Origin of the sequence: Shewanella salipaludis (genome assembly GCF_012911865.1) — a bacterium.
GTDB lineage: Bacteria > Pseudomonadota > Gammaproteobacteria > Enterobacterales > Shewanellaceae > Shewanella > Shewanella salipaludis.
The window spans coordinates 17,858-33,941 of record NZ_JAAXYH010000023.1 but is presented as its reverse complement, the minus strand read 5'-3'; the positions used below and the strand labels follow the sequence as shown (position 1 = coordinate 33,941).

Below are 16,084 nucleotides of genomic sequence, written 5' to 3'. Positions count from 1 at the left end.
CAATCGCGCCGATGGTAGTGTGGGGTCTCCCCATGTGAGAGTAGGTCATTTCCAGGCGCCTAATTTTCTCGAAAGAGAAGCGATAAATCCTCAGCACACTGTGTTGGGGATTTTTTCGTTTAACAGCTTTTGAAATATCCTCTCTCATGGGGAAGACAACAAGCCCGAACGCAGTGAGGTGCCTGCGCTTATCAAGCGCAGCTTGATGCCGGCACTGAACGCAGAGAGCTTGGCTCGAAGCTGGCCATGACAGGCGCCTAATTGCTCGTAAGAGCGTGAAGAAGCCACCTAACAAGGTGGCTTTTTTGCGTTTGGACTCCCGCCGCTGAGCGGATTCCCCAGCTTCGAAGGCAAGCGTCTGCGCGCTACGAGTTAACAATCTACTTCGAGTCTTAAGCGCAGCATCTTCACCCCCATGTGAAGTCAAAATTGCTCCCGACAATCTAAGGCACTTCCCACATTAAGGCACTTCCCACATCCCACATCCTTGTGGGCACCTGGGGTGCAATGGGCTATGTTGGCGAAGCATGGCTTTGCGCCGTTTTCAGGATGGTCCCCGAACATAGGGGGTTAGTGTGAATACCGCGCGGCGCACTGCCTGTATTGGTCTTAGACGCCATAGTCAGCCTGGCTCGCTGCTGCAGTGTCATGTAGCCTCAAGCATGCGAGCGATAAGACTGCGACAGCGCTTCTGTGATGATTTTGACCCTGGATGCCTGGGTAGGACTGCCATCTCCCGGATGAGCATTTATCTCGACCTATGTTTATCCTCTTCAGGAGCCGGCTTGGGTGTTACATTTTTGGAACTTGTTTGAAAAACCTGCAGTTAATGTTTTTTGCCATAAAAAGTCCTTTACCTTTGAGAGTGCTTTTAGCATAATGCGTCTCGTCAACAGGGGTGTAGCTCCAATTGGTAGAGCGGCGGTCTCCAAAACCGCATGTTGTGAGTTCGAGTCTCCCCACCCCTGCCAAATTCTGAAAAAGCCGAGCTATGCTCGGCTTTTTCATGTCTGCAGTTTGTCAACTGAGTTGGGCCAGTGCCCGGATACTTGCCTGTGTCGAATAACAAAGTTTAGCTAGAGCTGGTATGCTAACAGCCTGGATTGGCCTGTCGAGAAATGAGAGTCGGTGAAGAAATCTGCTTATTTGGATGCCATGGGCATCAGTCGCTGGCAACAGCCTGCGGTTCGGCGCAAGCCTTTTGCCGTGGCGCATAATCAGGATATAGAACTGGCCGATCACCCCTTGGTCAAGAGTGTGCTCAGCCTGCTGGGGATTGAGAGTGACGATTGCCACTTCGATGAACGGGTCCCGGGAGATGCGATTCTGGTGTGGGATCTGCGTCGACCCGCAGTGTTACCGCGTAAAGCCTGGTTGGTGTCTGAACCCTTGGAAGTCCTGCTCTCCAGTGCCAACGCCAAACGGGCGCTATGGCAACAGATTGCGGCCCGGTTGGACTCGAAGCAGACAGGAAGCAAGATATGAGCCTGATACTGGTTCCCCTGACGCCTGCCGATGTCGATAAGATGGCGCAGATTGAGGCGCAAGCCCATAGTCATCCCTGGTCTGAGGCTAACTTGGCGACTTGCTTCGGCAGCTTGTACCGGGTATTGGGGGCGTTTCACGACGAGTCTCTGGTAGGGTTTGCCATAGTGCAGCAGATAGTCGATGAGTTGAGCTTGTTGGACATCTGTATAGCGCCGGAGCAGCAAGGCAAGGGTCTGGGACGCCTGTTGTTAAAGGCTGTGATTGAACAGGCAATACAGAGCCAGGCTGTGGTGATATTACTCGAAGTGCGTGCCTCAAATGTGGCCGCGCAGCGGCTCTACCTGAGCAGCGGCTTTGTCGAGTCGGGGCGGCGTAAGGGGTATTATCAGAGCGATACAGGTCACGAAGATGCCATTCTGATGGACTTGCGTTTGGAGCAATGCTGAGCACTGCACAGCACCCAATAAAAAACAGCGCCGAGGCGCTGTTTTTTATTGGGCGAACTGAGTGCCGGGACTATTTGACTTCTTTGCCCTGAGCTTGCAGATCCGCATGGTAGCTGGAGCGTACCAGTGGGCCACAGGCGGCATGAGTGAAGCCTAACTCATCTGCCAGAGCCTTGAGCTCATCGAACTCGGCCGGTGGCACATAGCGCTCTACCGGCAGGTGGAACTTGGATGGCTGCAGATATTGTCCCAGGGTGAGCATTTCTACGTTATGGTCACGCAGATCACGCAGTACTTGGGCTATCTCTTCGTTGGTTTCCCCCAGTCCCATCATCAACCCCGACTTGGTCGGCACATTTGGATGACGTTCCTTGAAACGTTTCAACAGATCCAATGACCATTGGTAATTGGCACCTGGACGCGCTTTACGATAATGCATTGGCGCCGTTTCCAGGTTGTGGTTGAATACATCCGGTGGCTCGGTGGCGAGAATATCCAGGGCGGCATCGATACGGCCACGAAAATCCGGTACCAGGATTTCTATCTTTATCTCAGGGTTCAGTTTGCGGATCTCGCGTATGCAGTCAGCAAAGTGCTGGGCACCGCCGTCACGCAGATCGTCCCTGTCCACCGAGGTGATGACCACATACTTGAGTTTCATGTCACGTATGGTCTGGGCCAATTTGACCGGCTCGTTGTCATCTGGCTTGAGGGGACGGCCATGGGCCACGTCACAGAATGGGCAGCGACGGGTACAAATTGCCCCGAGGATCATGAAGGTCGCAGTACCATGATTGAAGCATTCGGCCAGGTTAGGGCATGAAGCTTCCTCGCACACAGAATGCAGTTCATTCTTGCGCAGGGCCTGCTTGATCTCGAGTATCCTTTGATTGGATGCCGGCAATTTCACTCGCAACCAGTCGGGTTTACGCAGCATGGTTTCGCGCTCTGAGGGCACAATCTTCACTGGTATGCGTGATACTTTATCCGCGTCGCGCAGCTTGACGCCTGGTTGTAATCTTTCGGGCCTATTCATATGACTCTGCTAATCCTTGATGATGAACTAGTTGCTGATAGCCGAGTAATTGGCTAAAAGTTTGAATGAGTTGCTTGCCGGCTTCTTCGACGGACTGTGGACCGCCAAGTTCCTTACATTGCACCATTTCGAGGCCGGCATAACCGCAGGGATTGATGCGACGAAAGGGTGACAGATCCATGTTCACATTGAGTGCCAAGCCGTGAAACGAGCACCCCTTGCGGATCCTAAGTCCCAATGAGGCAATCTTACGCTCATTGACATATACGCCAGGCGCATCGGCCTTGGCATAGGCTGTTATCCGATAGGGCTGCAACATATCGACTATGCTCTGCTCTATATGATTGACCAGCTGGCGAACGCCAAGTTTGGCTCTCTTGATGTCGATAAGGGGGTAGGCTACGAGCTGTCCCGGACCGTGATAGGTGACTTGCCCACCTCTGTCGACCTGAATGACCGGGATATCGCCGGCATTGAGTATGTGTTCACTCTTGCCAGCCTGGCCCTGGGTGAACACGCTCGGGTGCTCTACTATCCAGAGTTGATCCGGGCTGTCGCCGTTGCGGGTGTCCGTATACTGCTGCATCGCATGCCATACAGACTCGTAATCCTGCTGACCAAGATGCCGGATATGCAAAGTGCTTTCTTGCAAGGGCAACCTCTCCCCTCAAATATAAGTGGCGGTATTATACGCCTCTGGCCGCCAAATGTAAGACAGTAGCGTGCAGGACTGATGAGTGGTGCTTATAGCACGCGTCTCACACCTTCCACCGCGGCAAGTTCTGTGTACAAGGTCTCCACATGGTCTTTGCTGAGCACTGTCACGCGTATGGTGATCGAATAGTAGGTGCCTTTGCTCGAGGCTCTGGTGGTGGGGGAATAATCGCCCGGGGCATGTTTCTGCACCACGGCGACGACCCTGTCGGCCAATTCTTCATGGGCATCACCGACCACCTTGAAGGGGAAGGCGCAGGGAAATTCCATTAGTTCATCGAATTTAGTGTCTAACATATTTTACGCTCTTGCTGATGGGAGTTGGATCTCTATAGTGGCGATTATAACCGATTCAAGCTCGCAGGGCATACAAACAACAAAGCCACCCTGAGGTGGCTTTGTTTGCTGAGGCGGTGATTAGCCGAGCCAGCCGGCAAACATCTGCTTAAAGTAATCCATTAACTTGCTGAACCAGCTGCCTTCATTGACTTCCTGCAATGTCACCAGCGGGAATTGAGCGACATCTTTGCCATCGAGTTGGAAGTAGATGCGGCCAACGGTTTCGCCTTTCGCCAGTGGAGCGGTCAGTGCTTTGGTCAGTTCGAAATTGGCCTGCAAATTCTTGGCCTTACCGCGATTGATTGTGATTGGTGTATCTGTGATCACACCCAAGTCGACAGATTCTTTATCGCCGTACCAGATCTTTTGGGTGACGAAACTGTCGCCCGCCTTGTAGGGGGTGATGGTTTCGAAGAAACGGAAACCATAGTTGAGCAGCTTCTTGCTCTCGGCCTTACGGGCAGATTCACTCTTGGTGCCCATCACCACCGAGATCAAGCGCATGCCATCCTTGGTCGCCGAGGCCACCAGGTTATAACCGGCACCCGAAGTATGGCCCGTCTTGATGCCGTCGACATTCATGCTGTTATCCCACAGGAGTCCATTGCGGTTATATTGCTTGATGCCGTTGTAAGTATAAGATTTTTCGCTGTAGACGCGATATTCCTGCGGTACGTCACGGATCAGTGCCGCACCCAGCAGCGCCATATCATAGGCCGTCGACTTATGGTTTGCGGAATCCAGACCGTGGGCATTCTCGAAATAGCTGTCGCTCATGCTCAGCTGTTTGGCCCAGGAGTTCATCAGATCGACGAAGGCGCCTTCGGTGCCGGCGATATGCTCGGCCATGGCGACACAGGCATCGTTGCCCGATTGGATTATGATGCCGCGGTTAAGATCTTCAACCTTAACCGTCTTTCCCACCTCGATAAACATCTTCGAGGAGTCGGGGAAGTTTTTCGACCAGGCATTCTGGGAGATGGTGACTTCATCTTCGGGAGAGATATTCCCCGCCTTGATCTCCCGGCCAATCACATAACTTGTCATCATCTTGGTCAGGCTGGCCGGATTCAGGCTCTCGTAAGCATTGCTCTCGGCTATGATGCGGCCGGAGTTGTAATCCATCAACACATAGGCCTTGGCGGCGACGCTCGGCGCGTCGGGTATGACCATGGGAGCTGCCTGGGAAGAAGTCGATACACAGGTGAGAAGCAGCAGGGTTCTAATGGGACTCTTTGCAAAATTCATCATTAACTAGGCACGTCTTTTAGTTGGGAAATGAAAAGGACTGAAATCGTCACGAGTATAACATTAGTCGACCCCGAATTTCAGTGAAGGTTCCTTCATCTGCAATTTTTACCCCTGGACTACTCGTGAATGATATAGCTCTGGGGGTATCCGTCCTGCTTTATGGTGTCGAGCAGCTTGTTGGCTAACTCGGCCTGGCCGACGGGACCCAGCTGCAGACGATACATCTCGGGTGTTACCGGCTGCAGCCGTGATTTGACCTGATACTTGGTTTCGAGTTGATTGGCCAGGGCCTGCAGTTTCAGCTTATCTTTGGAGGCGGTGAGCTGGATATAGTTCATGCCTGTATCCTGCAGGGCCGCCAGGCTGCTGGACTGGGGATCTTCCATGTACAAGGTCTCTATCTTGACCTTGGCGGTCCCGGTGCGCAGCATATCCAGTTTATAGGCCGCCGAGTAAGACAGATCTATGATCCTGCCTTCGTGGAATGGCCCCCTGTCGTTGACCCTGACTATGACTTGCCTGTCATTTTCCAGATTGGTCACCCTGACATAGCTGGGTAAGGGCAAGGTCTTATGGGCACCGGACATGGAGTACATGTCGTAGGTTTCCCCGTTGGAGGTGAGGTGGCCATGAAACTTGTTGCCATACCAGGAGGCATAACCCGTTTGGCTGAAGTCTTTGCCTGTGGCCAGCACCTGATAGGACTTGCCCAGGACAGTGTAGGGCTTGTTGCCTTGGCGGCTGTAGGCTTCATATTTGGCGTGGGCATCTTCTACCTTGCTGACATCGGGCGCGTTGCTCGGCGCCGCATCATTTTTCAGGCTATAACGCCCGCCGCTACCGGCGCAGGCTGTGAGCAGGGTGGCGGTGGCCAGGATGAGTAATAGCTGCTTAGTATGGATTCGCATGACGCTCTTTGAGTTGTTGACTGAATTGATAAACGGCCATGGCATACAGAGGGCTGCGGTTATAGCGGGTGATCACATAGAAGTTGTTGAGCCCCAGCCAGTAATCGACATGCTCCTCTTGCTCCAGGGCGATCAGCAGCGCCGATTGTGACACATCCAGATCCTGGCTGCTTGTCAGCGACAACTCAGGGCTGAGAATATCGGCGACCTTGAGCCCGGGTTTCTCGCCGGCCCAGGCTTTGGTCTTGGGGGCGTGAGTGCCGGCGTTGGCCAGGGGGAGGGCGACGGCGGCACCGCGTTGCCAGCCGTGGCGGTGAAAATAGCTGGCGACACTGCCTATGGCATCTACCGGGCTGTTCATCAGCTCACGTTTGCCGTTGGCATCGAAGTCGACGGCATAATGCCGATAGCTGGAGGGGATGAACTGACCATAGCCCATGGCGCCGGCGTAAGATCCCTTCAGCTCGGCTAATTCCAGCTGTTCCTCTCTGGCCAGCAACATCAGCTGAGCCAATTCGCTGCGAAAGAAGGTCGCTCTGGGAGGGTAATAAAACCCCAGGGTGTAGAGGGCATCTATCACAGGGTAGGTCCCCATGTACTGACCATAGAAGGTCTCTATGCCTATGATGGCGACGATAATCTGCGGGTCGACTTGAAATTCGTTGGCGGCCCTGGTGATGGCTTTCTGGTGAAGGCGCCAGAAGTCCAGCCCGGCCTGCAAGCGTTTTTCGGTCAAGAAGATCGGCGCATACTGAAACCAGGGTTTGGCTTCCCAGGGCCTGGATATGGCATCGAGTACGGCCTGATTGCGCCTTGCCTTGCCGAGGAAGCTCTCTATCTCGGCTCGACTGAAGCCATTCTCTATCTGGGTTTGAATAAACTCGGCGCGCAGGTCCTCGGGCTCATCGGCCGTGACCAGGTTGTTGCAGCCGGCGAGTGACAGAATTGCCGGCAGCAGCCAGCTTTGCAGCTTCCCCATAAAAAGTATCCCTATCTGTCGACGAAGCGTCTGTGGGTGTTAATGCTCATTAGGATGCCAAATCCCGTCATCAAAGTCAGCATGGAAGTGCCGCCATAGCTGATTAATGGCAGGGGGACACCGACCACGGGCAAGATCCCCGAGACCATGCCTATGTTGACGAAAATATACACGAAGAAGGTCAGTATGATACTGCCCGCCAGCAGGCGGGCGAAGCTGGTCTGTGCCCGGGAGGCGATGACCAGGCCACGGCCAATCACGTACAGGTACAGGATGAGCAGCAGCATGCTGCCTATCAGGCCGAATTCTTCCCCGATCACGGCGAAGATGAAGTCTGTGTGACGCTCGGGAATAAATTCAAGTTGCGATTGAGTACCATCGAGCCAACCCTTGCCCCAGAGACCGCCTGAGCCAATGGCAATTTTCGACTGTATTATGTGATAACCCGCGCCCAGGGGATCTTGCTCGGGATTGAGCAGGGTCAATACCCGGGTGCGCTGATAGTCATGCATCAGGAAGAACCACAATATCGGCAAGAGTGCCAGCACGGCCGCGGCTATGGTGCCGACGATCGCCCAGCTCATGCCGGAGAGAAATAATACGAAGATGCCGGATGCCGCCACCAGGATGGAGGTGCCGAGATCCGGCTGCTTGGCGATGAGCAGGGTGGGGATCAGCAGTATGATCCCGGCGCCGGTGAGATAACGTTTCTTCGGCGGCAGCGGAAACTTGCTTATGTACCAGGCCATGGTGATGGGGAAGGCGAGTTTGATCAGCTCCGAAGGTTGAAATTCCATGAAGCCCAGGTTGAGCCAGCGCTGGGCGCCCTTGTTGGTTTCCCCGAAAAAATGCACCCCGAGCAAGAGTATCACGCCGGCGATATAGATGGGCAGCGCCCAGCGCTTGAGCACCTCGGGATTGATCTGGGCCACTATGAACATGATCATCAGGGACAGACCCATGCGCAGCAGCTGCCTGTCCATCATGGCGAGATCTTCACCGCTGGCGGAATAGATGACGAACAGGCCGAAGCTCATCAGGGCCAGGATACCGATCAACAACGGCAGGTCGATATGCAATCGCAGCCAGATGTTCTTGCGCCCTTGATGTGAATTCATAGTGCAGGCTCCTCTGTGTCTCTGAGCATATATTCATCCAGCAATTCCCTGGCGATGGGGCCGGCATTGGCGCCGCCCCAGCCGGCATTTTCCAGCACCATGGCGATGACTATCCTGGGCTGCTCGAAGGGAGCGTAGGCCACGATCAGGGCATTATCCCGCAGGCGCTCATCTATGGTTTTCGCATCATATCTGGCATCTTCGGCGACACTGAAGACCTGCGCCGTGCCCGTCTTCATCGCGGCTGTATACCTGGCATCGGTAAAGCGCGACTTGTTGGCTGTCATACGCATGGCCTCGTTGATCACCTCCCAGTTGTGGGGATTATCCAGCACTATCGGCGGACGTTCATCCAAGGCAACATCGGCATCCTGTGTCTGCATAGCCTTGAGCAGGTGCGGGGTGAAGCGTCTGCCCCTGTTGGCCAGGATGGCGGTGGCATTGGCTAACTGCAATGGCGTGGTGGTCCAGTAACCTTGGCCTATGCCCACGGAAATGGTATCTCCTATGTACCATGGCTGGTTGTACTTGAGGCGTTTCCAGTCCTTGGAAGGCATGTTGCCGGCGGACTCCTCGGCAATATCGACCCCGGATACCTGGCCGAATCCGAAAGGCTCCATGAAACGGGACATGTTATCTACCCCTATCTTGTAGGCCAGATCATAGAAGAAGATGTCGCAGGATTCGGTTATCGCGCTGTAGACATTGACCCAGCCATGGCCCCAGCGCCGCCAGTCACGGTACTTACGTTCGACCCCGGGGATCTGCCAGAAGCCGGGATCCCAGATGCGGGTCTTCTCTGTGATGGCCTTTTCCTCCAGTCCCAGCAAGGCGATCAAGGGTTTGACCGTCGACGCCGGCGCATATTGGCCCTGGGTGGCACGGTTGATCAAGGGTCTGGATTTATCGTTGAGCAGGGCACTGTAGTCTTTACTGCTGATCCCATGCACGAAGTGGTTGGGGTCGTAGCTCGGGCTGGACACCATGGCCAGTATGCCGCCGTCCCTGGGATCTATGGCCACTATCGAGCCACGGCGTCCGGCTAACAGCGCCACCGCCTTCTGTTGCAGCTTGAGATCCAGGGTGAGATAGATGTCTTGTCCCGGCTCGGGCGGTACCACCTTGAGCGTGCGTATGATACGGCCGCGGTTATTGACTTCCTCTTCCAGGTGACCCGGCAGCCCATGGAGCTGGGGCTCATAGAATTTCTCTATCCCCTGTTTGCCTATGTCCTTGGTGGCCGGGTAGTTTTTCCATTGGTCCGTGCGCTCTAGGGCGGTTCTGTCACGGGTGTTGATCTTGCCGACATATCCCAGCACATGGGTCAGCACACTGTCATAGGGATAATGGCGTCTGAGACCGGCCTCGACCGAAATACCCGGGAATTGATATTGGTTGACGCTGAATATCGCCACCTCCTGCTCCGTGAGGCGGCTCTTCAGGGTCAGGGGCTTGAAACGTCTGTGGTGTTTGAGCGCCTCGAGAAAGCTCTCCCTCTCATCGGCGGAAATATGGACATAGGCATCCAAGGCATCCAGGGTGGCGCTCATGTCTTTGACTTTCTCGGGGATCAGCTCGAGCGAGTAGAAGGGCTGATTCTCGGCCAATAACTTGCCATGCCTGTCATAGACCAGGCCACGGCTGGGGGCCACGGGGACGACACGGATCCTGTTGTCGTTGGAGCGGGTTTCATAGTCCTTGTAGGACAGGACCTGCAATTGGTACAGATTGGCGAGCAATACACTCAGGAGGGCAACAACACAGAAAAAGGTAAACAGCGCCCGACGTTTGAACAGCGACGCCTCTGCGGCGTGATCATGCATGGTTATCCGCTTTCTTCGCGACACTTATGCTATCTCCGACTCAATGTTATGGCTGTTGCGCATCTGTAGCACTCGTTTTGACCCAGAGTGAGCTTATTCCCTGTGGTAGGGGTGGTTGTTATTGATGCTCCAGGCGCGATACAGGCTTTCGGCGACCACGACTCTGACCAAGGGGTGTGGCATGGTCAATGCCGACAAGCACCAGCTCTGGCCGGCGGCTTGCTTGCAGGCGGGAGCCAGGCCTTCGGGGCCGCCTATCAACAGGCTGACATCGCGGCCATCGTGTTGCCACTTGCTCAGCTGAGTGGCCAACTCCGGGGTGGTCCAATTCTTGCCAGGTAAGTCCAGGCTGACTATGTGGTTGCCCTTGGGAATGGCTGCCAGCATAGACTCGCCTTCCTTCTGCAGGATGCGGGCGATATCGGCATTCTTGCCGCGCTTACCGGCAGGGATCTCCACCAGTTCCAGCGCCATATCCCGGGGAAAGCGGCGCTGGTACTCTTCGAATCCACGGGTGATCCAATCGGGCATCCGTGTCCCTACTGCGACAAGTTGTAACTTCATCAGTCTTGCTTTTCTGACCAGAGCTTCTCGAGCTGGTAGAAATCACGGGTCTGATCCTGCATCACATGCAGAATGACATCGCCTAAATCGACCAATACCCATTCACTGCTGTCACGGCCTTCGACACCCAGGGGGGGAATGTTGGCTTTCTTGGCTTCAACAATCACATTCTCGGCTATGGCTCTGACATGAGTCTTGGATGTACCAGAACAAATGACCATATAATCAGTGATATTGGATTGATTGCTCACATCTAAAACCACTATGTCTCTGGCTTTCAAGTCGTCGACCTTATCGACAACAAATTGCTTTAATTCCGCGCTTTGCACGCTGGCGTACCTCGTTAATTTAAAATAGCGCAACAGTATACCAGTCTTGTTCGCGGGAATACATTGGCGCGGGGCGATATAGTTGGCGTCCCGCTATTGGCTGCGGCTAACGGCATGATTCGAGGCCCGTTGGCCGTCGTTGTTTTTGGGTTGGCGTCTCAGCGGCGATAGAGCCCATGGGCGCGGATGTAGGCCTGGGTGCTGGGGGCCAGCGCATCGCCGGGCAGCCGCCCAAGGGCGAGCTGACGGCGGATCTCGGTCGAAGAGAAGGGCTGGGGGGGGATGTCTACCGGGAAGATGAGCCCGTTTGGGCGGCTGCCCAGTGCCGCAACCGTGGCGCGGCGGTTTTCGAGTTCGGCAAACATGGGGTCGCTGCTGGCCAGCTGCCAGCCGGGACGCCGGCATAAGACCAGGTTGGTCAGCTCGAACAGGCGCCGCCATTCATGCCAGCTGGGCAGGCCGATGAAGGAGTCCATCCCCAGCAGGAAGAGAAACTCGTGCTGCGGGTAGCGGCGTTTGAGTTGCTCCAGGGTGGTGACTGTATAAGAAGGGCTGTTTCTGTTGATTTCTATGTCACAGGGCTCGAAGCCATCGAGTTCGGCACAGACGGCGGCGACCATGGCCAGGCGCTGGGCGGCGGTGACGTTCGGCGCCTGTTTATGGGGCGGGACATGATTGGGCATCAGCCAGATCTCGTCCAGCCCAAGTTGTTGTTTCACTTCCTGCGCCGGTCGTATGTGACCGTAATGTATGGGATCGAAGGTGCCGCCGAGAATACCGATACGCATCTTAGATTAACACTCCATTGGCATCCTGGCCCGGATGAGGGCTAAGGGAGAGACGGGGGCTAAGGAAAGGCATATCAATAGAGCTCTATGTGGGCCAGATGCTTGTGGGCCTTGGGATCGAACAGCAGGCATAGGTGGCTCAGCGCCGTCCAGTCTTCCACCCCTTGCTGCTTGAGCATCAGCTCCAGTTTGGAGGCTGTGGCCAACATGTGTTCTATCTGGGGCAGAGTCAGTCGCTCCAGCGCCGCCTGATACAGGGGCTTGCGCTTATCCCAGATGCGATGCTTGCTCCAGAGACTGTTGAGCCCAGTGCCCTGGGCCTGGGCGCTCTTGAGCTGCAACAGCAGGGTCAGTTCCTTGAACAGGCTCCAGAGCAAGATGGGCATGGCCGTGCCTTCGCCATGCAGTTGGGCCAACATGTGCTGCGCCTTATCCTGTTTATTGCCCAGGAGCGCATCCGTCAGCTGGAAGACGCTGAAGCGGGACTGGTCCTCGAAATAGTGGCCAAGCTCGTCGGCACCTATGGGCTGCTCTGGACTGAGGAGCTGCAGGAGTTGCATCGCCTGATCCGCCGCCAGCAGGTTACCCTCATACAAGGCAAACAACATGGCCCTGGCATCGGCCTGCAATCTGAGGCCGAAGTGCTTGATACGGGCATCGAGCCAGCGTTGAAACTGCGGCCCTTCCGGCGTGATGCAGGGAACATAGACGCCCTGGCTGTCCAGGCTCTTGAACCACTTGCTGTTGGTCTGTTCACTGGCAAGCTTGGGACCCTGAATGATGAGCAACATATCCGGGTTGGGCTGTTGCAGCAGGGATTGCAGTGTCTGTGAGCCTTCGGTGCCGGGTTTGGCCTGGGGCAGGGTCAGCTCTATGATACGGCGGCTGGCAAACAGGCTCATCGCCTGCCATTCCTGCTGCAGCTCGTGCCAGTTGAAACCCGTTTCCTGGGTCAGTTGCACCTTTTCTTCGAAGCCTTGCTGCTTGGCGGCGGCACAGATCTGGGCCTTGCTGGTCTCGACCAGCCAGGGATCGTCGCCGAAGATCAGATAGCAGGGCGTCAGGGGATTGAGCTGGCGGGCGAGTTGCTCAGGATAGACCCGCATCAATCTACCTCGGTAGCGGCCAGGGTCTGGAGTATCTTGTCGGCGGCCTGGATACGCATCTCCTTGGTCAGCAGCTCCATTTCACGGCTCTTGGCCAGCGCGGTGCGCGGATCGTCCAGGTAATCGCGGCGGATATCGACCTTGAAGGCTTGCGCCTCTTTCCCCGGGAGGGCCACGGCAAACTCGACCAGATAGATGAGTTCGTATTCGGCCACATTGCCTGTGGGATAGAGCGACAGGGTCGAGCGCTCGAGCGAGTCATGCAGCAGTCTCAGTGCCGGTACATCGTCGGCGGCCTCTATTACGACTATGCTGTTCAGTCTCAGGCGTTCCCGTACCAAGCGGGTGAGTTCACTGTATTGATCCGAGCTGCTCAGGCTCAGGTGTCCGAGCGCCGTCGGAATAGAATAACTGCGTTGAAGTGTAAAACCGCAACCGGCACTGCTCAGCATGAGCAGTGCCATCATTGCGAAGCATATGCGTTTTATCGGCATAAGGTTTTCGCCAGTTCCTTGTAAAGTTGGCCTAAGGGTTAACTTAGGCCATAGGTCTTAGTTTGCCACTATGCTCAGTAACTTACCCGGGACATAAATGATCTTGCGGACCGTCAGGCCATCCGTGTACTTGATGACATGCTCGTCACTCATACCCAGGGCTTCGACCGATTCCTTGCTGGCATCGGCGGCGACTGTGATCTTCGCCCGCACCTTGCCGTTGACCTGCACTACTATGAGCTTGCTGTCTTCCACCAAGGCAGACTCATCGACCTGTGGCCAGTGGCTGTCTTCTATGCTGCCGCTATTACCCAGTTCATTCCACAGCTTGAAGCTGACGTGAGGAATGATGGGGTAGAGCAGGCGCACTATGGCCGACAGGGCTTCACCTATCAGGGCATTGTCTTGGGCACTGGTTTGCGGCGCCTTCTGCAGGTGGTTCATCAGCTCCATCACGGCGGCGATGGCGGTGTTGAACATCTGGCGACGGCCTATGTCATCGCTGACCTTGGCGATCGTCTTATGCACTTCACGGCGCAGTGCCTTCTGATCCGCACTCAGCCGGCTGATATCCAGGGTCTCCCGGCTGTTATGGGCCAGATGCTCGCTGGCCAATTTCCACAGCCGCTTGATGAATCTATGGGCACCTTCGACCCCAGACTCCTGCCATTCCAGGGTCAGCTCCGGCGGTGAGGCGAACATCATGAACAGGCGCACTGTATCCGCGCCGTATTTCTCCACCATCACCTGAGGATCTATGCCGTTATTCTTCGACTTGGACATCTTGCTCATGCCGGTATACACCAGCTCATGGCCTTCGGCATCGACGGCCTTGAGAATACGGCCCTTGTCGTCTTTGTCGACCACTGTCACATCCAGCGGCGATACCCATACCCGGGCGCCTTTCTCATTGGTGTAGTAGAAGGCATCGGCCAGCACCATACCCTGGGTCAGCAGTTGCTTGGCGGGCTCGTTCGAGTTGACCAGGCCGGCATCACGCAACAGCTTATGGAAGAAGCGGAAATACAGCAAATGCATACAGGCGTGTTCTATGCCGCCTATGTATTGATCCACCGGCAACCAGTAGTTGGCCTTGGCCGGATCCAGCATCTGGTCGGCGTGCGGGCTGCAATAGCGGGCGTAATACCATGAAGATTCCATGAAGGTATCGAAGGTATCTGTTTCACGCAGCGCATCCTGACCATTGACTTGGGTCTTGGCCCATTCCTTGTCTGCCTTGATCGGGCTCTGGATGCCATCCATCACCACATCTTCGGGCAGCAGCACGGGCAGCTGTTCTTCCGGGGTTGGCATCACAGTGCCATCGGCCAGGGTCACCATGGGGATGGGAGCACCCCAGTAACGCTGCCGGGACACGCCCCAGTCGCGCAGACGGTAATTGACTTGGCGCTTGCCCTTGCCTTCGGCCGCCAACTTGTCGGCGATGGCATCGAAGGCCCCCTGGAAGTCCAGGCCGTCGAATTCACCCGAGTTGAATAACACGCCTTTCTCTGTGTAGGCGGCAGCTGAGATATCCACATCGCCGTCGACAGGCTTGATCACCGCCTCGATCGCCAGGCCGTACTTGGTGGCAAACTCATAGTCACGTTGATCGTGGCCGGGAACCGACATCACAGCGCCCGTGCCATAGTTCATCAACACGAAGTTGGCGGCCCAGATAGGCACCCGCTTGCCGCTGATGGGATGAATGGCATACAGGCCTGTGGCTACGCCGCGCTTCTCCATGGTCGCCAGTTCGGCTTCCGAGGTCGTGCTGTTCTTGCACTCGTCGATGAAGGCCGCCAGCTCAGGATTGTGCTGCGCCGCTTGTTCCGCCAGTGGGTGACCGGCGGCGATCGCCACATAGGTCACGCCCATCAGGGTGTCGGGGCGGGTGGTGTAGATGTCGAAGCTGGTATCGCTGTCGGCGACGCCGAAGGTCATTTCTATGCCTTCGCTGCGGCCAATCCAGTTGCGCTGCATGGTCTTGACCTGTTCTGGCCAGCCATCGAGGGTGTCTATATCGTTGAGCAATTCTTCGGCATAGGCGGTGATCTTGATGAACCACTGAGGAATTTCTTTCTGCTCCACAGGAGTATCGCAGCGCCAGCAGCAACCGTCCTGTACTTGCTCGTTCGCCAGGACAGTCTCATCGTTCGGGCACCAGTTGACCGAAGCCGTCTTCTTATAGACCAGGCCCTTGTCGAACAACTTGGTGAAAAACCATTGTTCCCAGCGATAATACTCAGGGGTACAAGTGGCGATTTCCCGGCTCCAGTCATAGCCGAAGCCCAGCATTTTCAGCTGGTTCTTCATATAGTCTATGTTTTCATAGGTCCAGGGCGCGGGCGCCGTGCTGTTCTTGATGGCGGCATTTTCTGCGGGCAAACCGAATGAATCCCAACCTATGGGTTGCAGCACATTCTTACCCTGGAGGCGCTGGTAACGGGCCACCACGTCTCCTATGGTGTAGTTACGCACGTGCCCCATATGCAGGCGGCCAGAAGGATAAGGGAACATGGAAAGGCAATAAAACTTTTCCTTGTTCGGGTCTTCTGTGACCTGGAAGGTTTTGTTGTCATGCCAGTGCTGTTGCACTAAGGCTTCGATCTCTGAGGGATTATATTGCTCTTGCATCAATCTGTTTCCGGCAATGCCGCCTATTATTTGATCTGGCGCTATAAAGCGCGAGTGAGATCTG

The 16,084-nt window shown here is 55.5% G+C and carries 16 protein-coding genes and 1 tRNA gene; 3 read left to right on the top strand and 14 right to left on the bottom strand.

Features of this window, described 5'->3' with window-relative positions:
• Nucleotides 1-894 precede the first annotated feature (894 nt).
• From HC757_RS18595 to rimI, 3 genes are all read left to right on the top strand, one after another.
• Nucleotides 895-971: transfer RNA gene (locus tag HC757_RS18595), tRNA-Trp, on the top strand.
• Between the two features lie 157 nt (nucleotides 972-1,128).
• The gene (locus tag HC757_RS18590; RefSeq protein ID WP_169565932.1) at nucleotides 1,129-1,485 is read left to right on the top strand and encodes a hypothetical protein; all 357 of its coding nucleotides are present in this window, start codon (nucleotides 1,129-1,131) and stop codon (nucleotides 1,483-1,485) included.
• Nucleotides 1,482-1,934, top strand: coding sequence for a ribosomal protein S18-alanine N-acetyltransferase (gene rimI / locus HC757_RS18585; RefSeq protein ID WP_169565931.1), 453 nt, complete (start codon nucleotides 1,482-1,484; stop codon nucleotides 1,932-1,934). The genes HC757_RS18590 and rimI overlap by 4 nt, the downstream gene beginning before the upstream one ends.
• 70 nt (nucleotides 1,935-2,004) lie before the next feature.
• On the opposite strand, the gene lipA is transcribed toward rimI, so the two are convergent.
• The 14 genes from lipA to leuS all read right to left on the bottom strand — a co-directional run bounded on the left by lipA (nucleotide 2,005) and on the right by leuS (nucleotide 16,020).
• Entirely contained in the window at nucleotides 2,005-2,970 is a 966-nt protein-coding gene (gene lipA, locus HC757_RS18580; RefSeq protein WP_169565930.1) for a lipoyl synthase, read from the bottom strand.
• Complete coding sequence (lipB, locus tag HC757_RS18575; RefSeq protein WP_169565929.1) at nucleotides 2,963-3,622, bottom strand: lipoyl(octanoyl) transferase LipB; 660 nt, start codon at nucleotides 3,620-3,622, stop codon at nucleotides 2,963-2,965. The genes lipA and lipB overlap by 8 nt, the downstream gene beginning before the upstream one ends.
• Nucleotides 3,623-3,714: 92 nt before the next feature.
• Nucleotides 3,715-3,981 carry a DUF493 family protein YbeD gene (gene ybeD, locus HC757_RS18570; RefSeq protein ID WP_169565928.1) on the bottom strand — a complete coding sequence of 89 codons (267 nt, stop codon included), beginning with the start codon at nucleotides 3,979-3,981 and terminating at the stop codon, nucleotides 3,715-3,717.
• Nucleotides 3,982-4,101: 120 nt separating this feature from the next.
• Entirely contained in the window at nucleotides 4,102-5,274 is a 1,173-nt protein-coding gene (locus HC757_RS18565) for a serine hydrolase (protein ID WP_169565927.1), read from the bottom strand.
• A gap of 116 nt (nucleotides 5,275-5,390) precedes the next feature.
• Nucleotides 5,391-6,182, bottom strand: coding sequence for a septal ring lytic transglycosylase RlpA family protein (locus HC757_RS18560; RefSeq protein ID WP_169565926.1), 792 nt, complete (start codon nucleotides 6,180-6,182; stop codon nucleotides 5,391-5,393).
• Entirely contained in the window at nucleotides 6,166-7,161 is a 996-nt protein-coding gene (gene mltB / locus HC757_RS18555; RefSeq protein WP_169565925.1) for a lytic murein transglycosylase B, read from the bottom strand. Before mltB ends, HC757_RS18560 begins: the two co-directional genes overlap by 17 nt.
• 11 nt (nucleotides 7,162-7,172) lie before the next feature.
• Nucleotides 7,173-8,279 carry a rod shape-determining protein RodA gene (gene rodA / locus HC757_RS18550; protein WP_169565924.1) on the bottom strand — a complete coding sequence of 369 codons (1,107 nt, stop codon included), beginning with the start codon at nucleotides 8,277-8,279 and terminating at the stop codon, nucleotides 7,173-7,175.
• A complete protein-coding gene (mrdA, locus tag HC757_RS18545; RefSeq protein WP_169565923.1) occupies nucleotides 8,276-10,126 on the bottom strand; it encodes a penicillin-binding protein 2 in 1,851 nt (616 codons plus the stop codon). Before mrdA ends, rodA begins: the two co-directional genes overlap by 4 nt.
• Before the next feature lie 69 nt (nucleotides 10,127-10,195).
• Nucleotides 10,196-10,666 carry a 23S rRNA (pseudouridine(1915)-N(3))-methyltransferase RlmH gene (gene rlmH / locus HC757_RS18540; RefSeq protein WP_169565922.1) on the bottom strand — a complete coding sequence of 157 codons (471 nt, stop codon included), beginning with the start codon at nucleotides 10,664-10,666 and terminating at the stop codon, nucleotides 10,196-10,198.
• On the bottom strand, nucleotides 10,666-10,995 hold the full coding sequence (gene rsfS, locus HC757_RS18535) for a ribosome silencing factor (protein WP_169565921.1): 330 nt from the start codon (nucleotides 10,993-10,995) through the stop codon (nucleotides 10,666-10,668). The genes rlmH and rsfS overlap by 1 nt, the downstream gene beginning before the upstream one ends.
• Before the next feature lie 158 nt (nucleotides 10,996-11,153).
• Nucleotides 11,154-11,783 (bottom strand): nicotinate-nucleotide adenylyltransferase, encoded by a 630-nt coding sequence (nadD, locus tag HC757_RS18530; protein WP_169565920.1) that lies wholly within the window; start codon nucleotides 11,781-11,783, stop codon nucleotides 11,154-11,156.
• A gap of 74 nt (nucleotides 11,784-11,857) precedes the next feature.
• Complete coding sequence (holA, locus tag HC757_RS18525) at nucleotides 11,858-12,889, bottom strand: DNA polymerase III subunit delta (RefSeq protein ID WP_169565919.1); 1,032 nt, start codon at nucleotides 12,887-12,889, stop codon at nucleotides 11,858-11,860.
• Nucleotides 12,889-13,383, bottom strand: coding sequence for an LPS-assembly lipoprotein LptE (locus HC757_RS18520; RefSeq protein WP_169565918.1), 495 nt, complete (start codon nucleotides 13,381-13,383; stop codon nucleotides 12,889-12,891). The genes holA and HC757_RS18520 overlap by 1 nt, the downstream gene beginning before the upstream one ends.
• A gap of 57 nt (nucleotides 13,384-13,440) precedes the next feature.
• Nucleotides 13,441-16,020 (bottom strand): leucine--tRNA ligase, encoded by a 2,580-nt coding sequence (gene leuS, locus HC757_RS18515; RefSeq protein WP_169565917.1) that lies wholly within the window; start codon nucleotides 16,018-16,020, stop codon nucleotides 13,441-13,443.
• Between the last annotated feature and the right edge of the window lie 64 nt (nucleotides 16,021-16,084).